This is a genomic window from Chroococcidiopsis cubana SAG 39.79 (genome assembly GCF_003991895.1).
Classification (GTDB): Bacteria; Cyanobacteriota; Cyanobacteriia; order Cyanobacteriales; family Chroococcidiopsidaceae; genus Chroococcidiopsis; species Chroococcidiopsis thermalis.
The window spans coordinates 1-4,173 of record NZ_RSCK01000208.1; the positions used below are offsets into that span (position 1 = coordinate 1).

At 46.4% G+C, this 4,173-nt stretch carries 6 protein-coding genes and 2 pseudogenes; 4 read left to right on the plus strand and 4 right to left on the minus strand.

Annotation, left to right across the window (positions count from 1 at the left end):
* The first annotated feature begins 319 nt into the window (after positions 1 to 319).
* Together DSM107010_RS40785 and DSM107010_RS37070 are read left to right on the plus strand one after the other, a co-directional pair.
* Positions 320 to 460, plus strand: a complete 141-nt coding sequence (locus tag DSM107010_RS40785) for a hypothetical protein (RefSeq protein ID WP_181246586.1) — start codon at positions 320 to 322, stop codon at positions 458 to 460.
* 235 nt (positions 461 to 695) lie between these two features.
* Positions 696 to 1,451, plus strand: coding sequence for an SDR family NAD(P)-dependent oxidoreductase (locus DSM107010_RS37070; protein ID WP_106171648.1), 756 nt, complete (start codon positions 696 to 698; stop codon positions 1,449 to 1,451).
* Here the strand turns inward: DSM107010_RS37070 and DSM107010_RS37075 are convergent.
* The 4 genes and pseudogenes from DSM107010_RS37075 to DSM107010_RS39185 all read right to left on the minus strand — a co-directional run bounded on the left by DSM107010_RS37075 (position 1,405) and on the right by DSM107010_RS39185 (position 2,882).
* Positions 1,405 to 2,094 carry a hypothetical protein gene (locus tag DSM107010_RS37075; RefSeq protein WP_127025352.1) on the minus strand — a complete coding sequence of 230 codons (690 nt, stop codon included), beginning with the start codon at positions 2,092 to 2,094 and terminating at the stop codon, positions 1,405 to 1,407. The two genes, DSM107010_RS37070 and DSM107010_RS37075, sit on opposite strands and share 47 nt — an antisense overlap.
* 125 nt (positions 2,095 to 2,219) lie before the next feature.
* Positions 2,220 to 2,399, minus strand: a pseudogene (locus DSM107010_RS42690) (transposase); the annotation flags it as partial.
* Between the two features lie 10 nt (positions 2,400 to 2,409).
* Positions 2,410 to 2,727, minus strand: a complete 318-nt coding sequence (locus DSM107010_RS42695; protein WP_106169228.1) for a transposase — start codon at positions 2,725 to 2,727, stop codon at positions 2,410 to 2,412.
* A complete protein-coding gene (locus DSM107010_RS39185; protein WP_146138774.1) occupies positions 2,679 to 2,882 on the minus strand; it encodes a hypothetical protein in 204 nt (67 codons plus the stop codon). The genes DSM107010_RS42695 and DSM107010_RS39185 overlap by 49 nt, the downstream gene beginning before the upstream one ends.
* A gap of 254 nt (positions 2,883 to 3,136) precedes the next feature.
* On the opposite strand from DSM107010_RS39185, the gene DSM107010_RS37090 reads away from it, so the two are divergent.
* Both DSM107010_RS37090 and DSM107010_RS37095 read left to right on the plus strand, forming a co-directional pair.
* Positions 3,137 to 3,346, plus strand: a complete 210-nt coding sequence (locus DSM107010_RS37090; protein WP_106169229.1) for a hypothetical protein — start codon at positions 3,137 to 3,139, stop codon at positions 3,344 to 3,346.
* Positions 3,347 to 3,665: 319 nt separating this feature from the next.
* A pseudogene (locus DSM107010_RS37095) lies at positions 3,666 to 4,067 on the plus strand (NF041680 family putative transposase); the annotation flags it as partial.
* Positions 4,068 to 4,173 lie beyond the last annotated feature (106 nt).

A 4,173-nucleotide genomic window follows, 5' to 3' on the forward strand; every position in this document is an offset into this window, starting at 1 on the left:
TATGCCTTCATTTTTATCTGGGCAGAATACACAACATTACTATTAATCGTACCTCAGTAGACTAGGAATTGCTCTATACTACAATTTTACTAATAGTGTCTGAGAAATTTTTGCAACACTCCTGAACTAAGCAAGACGCAAGCTCATCAGATGAAAGATTTAGTAGATATTTATTTTCCCAGAGCGTATAAGATACGAGTAATTCTATACAACTTAAATACTCATACTCCAGCGGCTTTATATGAAACTTTTCTACCTCAAGGAGCTAGACAAAATCTCGAGCGGTTAGAGTTTCATTGTACTCCGAACATGGAGTTAGTTGACTCAGGTAGAAATTGAAATTTCTGTTCTCTCCCGTTGTCAATGTTTGGAGCGTCGTCTTCCCGATCTAGAGACTTTACTTTCAGAAATTGAAGCTTGGAAAAAACAACGTAATCAACAAAAAGCGAAAATTGATTAGCGTTTTGCTACTACAGATGCCAGAGTGAAACTTTACCGCTTTTATCCTTCTTTAGACCTGTCATAATTTCCTTGTCAGACTACTAGTAGGCTTTGTATAATTTCCATACAGCTATCGAACTCGTGCTTGTTTGTTCTTATCGGCACTCTATCGGTTTGATAGCTTTTCTGTCTACTGCCAAGAGCCAAAAATTTACCGAAGTATTGATTGTTACAACTTAGGAGAATGAAGACACATGGGTAGACTAAATGGAAAAGTGGCAGTAATTACAGGAGCTGCCTCTGGGCTTGGTCGTGCTTGTGCAGAGCGCTTTGTCAAAGAAGGAGCAACGATTGTCATCGCTGATATCCAGCAACAACTTGGAGAAACTGTCGCTGCTGCACTGCCAAACAGTCGGTTTATCAAAGTTGATGTCAGTGACCCTAGTTCGGTAGAAGCACTAGTTGCTAAGATCATACATGACTATGAATGTTTGGATATTCTGGTGAATAACGCTGGGATTGATGGCGAGCAAGCTCCAATTGTGAATAGTAGTATTGAGAACTGGCGACGAGTACTGGCGGTCAACCAAGATGGAGTCTACTTTGGGATGAAGTATGGCATTGAGGCGATGCTTCAGAGAGGGCAGGGAGTAGTACTGAATATGGCATCAATCGGTGGTATGATAGCGCTAGAAAACTTTTCTGCTTATACAGCTGCTAAGGGAGCAGTAATTCAATTAACTCGCACAGCCGCAATTGAATACGCCGCACATGGGATTCGCGTCAATGCTCTATGTCCGACAATTGTAAACACCCCACTCCTCGAACACGCAATTCAGAACCACCCCGATCCAGAGCAAACACGCCAAGACGCGAAGCAATTTAATCCATTACCAGGAATGCCCACACCAGATGATGTTGCCGCTGCTGCCTTGTTTTTAGCAAGTGATGAAGCAGCCTTTATTACGGGGGTAGCTTTGCCGATTGATGGTGGGTACACAGCTCGTTAACGGCACTACAGTTGTAGATAATTTTAGGGAGGTTGGGAGCGTTTACGGTAATGATGGTAGCGAGCGAGAGCTTGATGATGCCTGCGCTCCTATTGACCAATGAAACAGCGATGCCAAAGACCAAGAGCGGAGAAATAGCAACCTCCAGACCCATCGCTTGAGTTCTGCTAGACTGAGCCGGACGAGAGTCCACGGGCCGCTTTGAACGCAACCTCCAGAGCCAGCCTCGACGTGAGGAGAAAAAAATGGCGGAGTTGAGAGTTCTCCCAATGGTTCGGCTTGAGAACGCAACACCGACAAAGATTGCTCCTGCCGCCAAGACTAAAGTGACGTGGCGATGCCAGCCCGTCCAGGAGCGAACTTCGTAATCCCCTAAGCCAAGTTGATCTTTGGCAAACTGAAAGCACTCTTCGATTCGCCAGCGTTGAGCAGCAACCCCAGCCATAGTTTCAAGGGAAGTGTCGCTGGGAGCAAAAACCTGATAGTAGCTGATAAAACTGGGGTCTTTGGGATGTTCTGGGCAACGGCGGAAAAGAAACCAACGGCTGAAGCCCTCTGGATGACGACAACTCAGTGCAACACAAGCAAGCGTCGTAGTATCGCTCTCATGAAAGTTCCTGCCCCAGCACTCAGTCGGTGCCAATCATTAGGATTGACGGCTCGTGCCAAGTCTTCAGCGTAACAGGTTTGGAAATTAATCGGAGTGGGTTGTCGCTTGTTAACAGTAAGGACGTAGGGCTGTTTTACCTCCTGCTCCAGCCACCGCTCCTAAGAAGCATCCCGACTATAGACTTCATCAGCTACAAACCACGCCGGATGTACTCCTGCTTTGAAAGCCGACTGCAACATCACTTTAGCTAGCCCCGTTTTCGTGGCGAACCTCACCGAGCTTGGAATCTTGGCTTTCTTACGCCGTTGGCGAACCGTAGTCCAAGATTTCGGTAGGTAGAGACGACGGTCAAATCAAGCTCTGCCCTTTCGAGCTGATGTAGGCGAGAAACACCCCCACCTGACAGTTTTCTACCTGCCCCGTCAGCCCACAATACTGCCGCCCTACTCCTACCGACTCCTCTCCTTTTTTGAGAAAGCTGGTTTCGTCGATAGCCAAGATCCCCGCCCCGTCATTGAGATGCTCGACTACATAATCTCTCACCTCTGCACACACCTCCTCCTCATTCCATCTTGCTCTCCCCAACAAGTGCTGTAAGCGATAGGGATTGGCGTATCCTACAAGTTTCTGCCATCTGCGCTCCCATTTTTCCGTTCTACCGGACATAGCAGCGCTTGAATGTAATCAAAGGCTGCAAGGCGTGCTTCCGAACGGGCGTAGTACTTTCCTAACCGCTGCTGGAATGACTTAAGGTTATCGCTCCATAAACAGAGAGTTTCGAGCGCCGCTCCACTTGGGAATACGTTGGGAGACTCTTGCATCACTACTATCCACAGTCATCTTTCTCTCCTATCTTATCTACAACTGTAGTGCCCCCATTGGATAACAACACTATACCCCCGTCAACGGAATTTTGCCTTTAATGCGTTTTCTAAAGAAAATTGAAATTATTAAACAGACTTCAAAGAAGCGATCGCTTAATCGCTTACTTGCAAAACTAGCTGTCACGCAATTCCGTAATTCTTAGAACTCGTGCTGAAAGATAGACAGTTATTACAGGAGCTTTTAGACAAACATGGCTAATACTGAATGCGAACAAGCGTGTCGGTCAGCTTATACGCAATCTGTGCAATCTGTTGCACGACTCAGCGATACCCTTTTTGAGAACATTGTTTTAGCTAAAGACGATGAAAGTAAGAAGGCTCAAGCTAAGACTTACTTCAATAATGGGATGAAAATAGCTGAAGAAGTAAGGAAAACATGTTTGGCTCAGTGCGGTAGTTAGCTAACCCAGTTAGTCGGTCATGCGCCTGCTTTCTCCATCTGAACTGATTCGGGCCAGCCGGAAAAATCGGTCAACTCGTAGCTTTCGCGCTCTTGTTTCGTATGGCAAACCGAAGTGCGAATCCACAGGCAAATCTGATTTTAACATCCCTATTCGCATGTTGATAGCAGTAATGGTGTTACCGTCATTTTATGCTTAGATTTGTTTTCCGCTTTACTGGACTTTAGACTAATGGGAAAAGGAAAGGGGAGCTAGTGCATGGCACAAAGTCCCCGATAGCGGAAGATGAGAGAAGCTTCACCAACTCTCGATTACCGCTATGGATGTTCTCACGCAACTGAAGACTTTTCGTCAAGCTGCATATGATTGTTTGGGTAAGGCGCATGATGCAACATTTGAACTGACAGATGCTGTAATGCTGACGCGCAATGCTTGCTGTTTAGCAGATTTTTCGTTATGTCCGGTATTTCGGCGCAAGTGGTCAAGTGTTTACGAGGCACTACAAGACTGCCGACCACAACGACAGAAGTTGATGCAATTATACATCAAGCAAATGCCAGTGGAGGAGCCAATTATCCTAGCAGGAGATCATACAGCATGGTCTAGACCAGAAGCAGTGACACTACAGGAGCGGACGACAGAACATTACACAACAGTAGTAGGAGGAAATCGTCCAGTCACTCAAGGACAGGGGTATAGCACGATTGCTTGGATACCCCAGGCTGTGAAATGTCAACTATCTTGACCGCCCCACGAGATGCGCAACGAGATTCAGATTATTACGGCAGCTCTGGGTTTCAGGTTGCGGAGCCAATTCAGCACGGCTG

Bases quoted from the DNA above. Each gene is read 5' to 3' on its own strand.
- DSM107010_RS39185 (WP_146138774.1), bottom strand. From the start codon at position 2,882: ATGCAAGAGTCTCCCAACGTATTCCCAAGTGGAGCGGCGCTCGAAACT.
- DSM107010_RS37090 (WP_106169229.1), top strand. From the start codon at position 3,137: ATGGCTAATACTGAATGCGAACAAGCGTGTCGGTCAGCTTATACGCAA.
- DSM107010_RS37070 (WP_106171648.1), top strand. From the start codon at position 696: ATGGGTAGACTAAATGGAAAAGTGGCAGTAATTACAGGAGCTGCCTCT.
- DSM107010_RS42695 (WP_106169228.1), bottom strand. From the start codon at position 2,727: ATGTCCGGTAGAACGGAAAAATGGGAGCGCAGATGGCAGAAACTTGTA.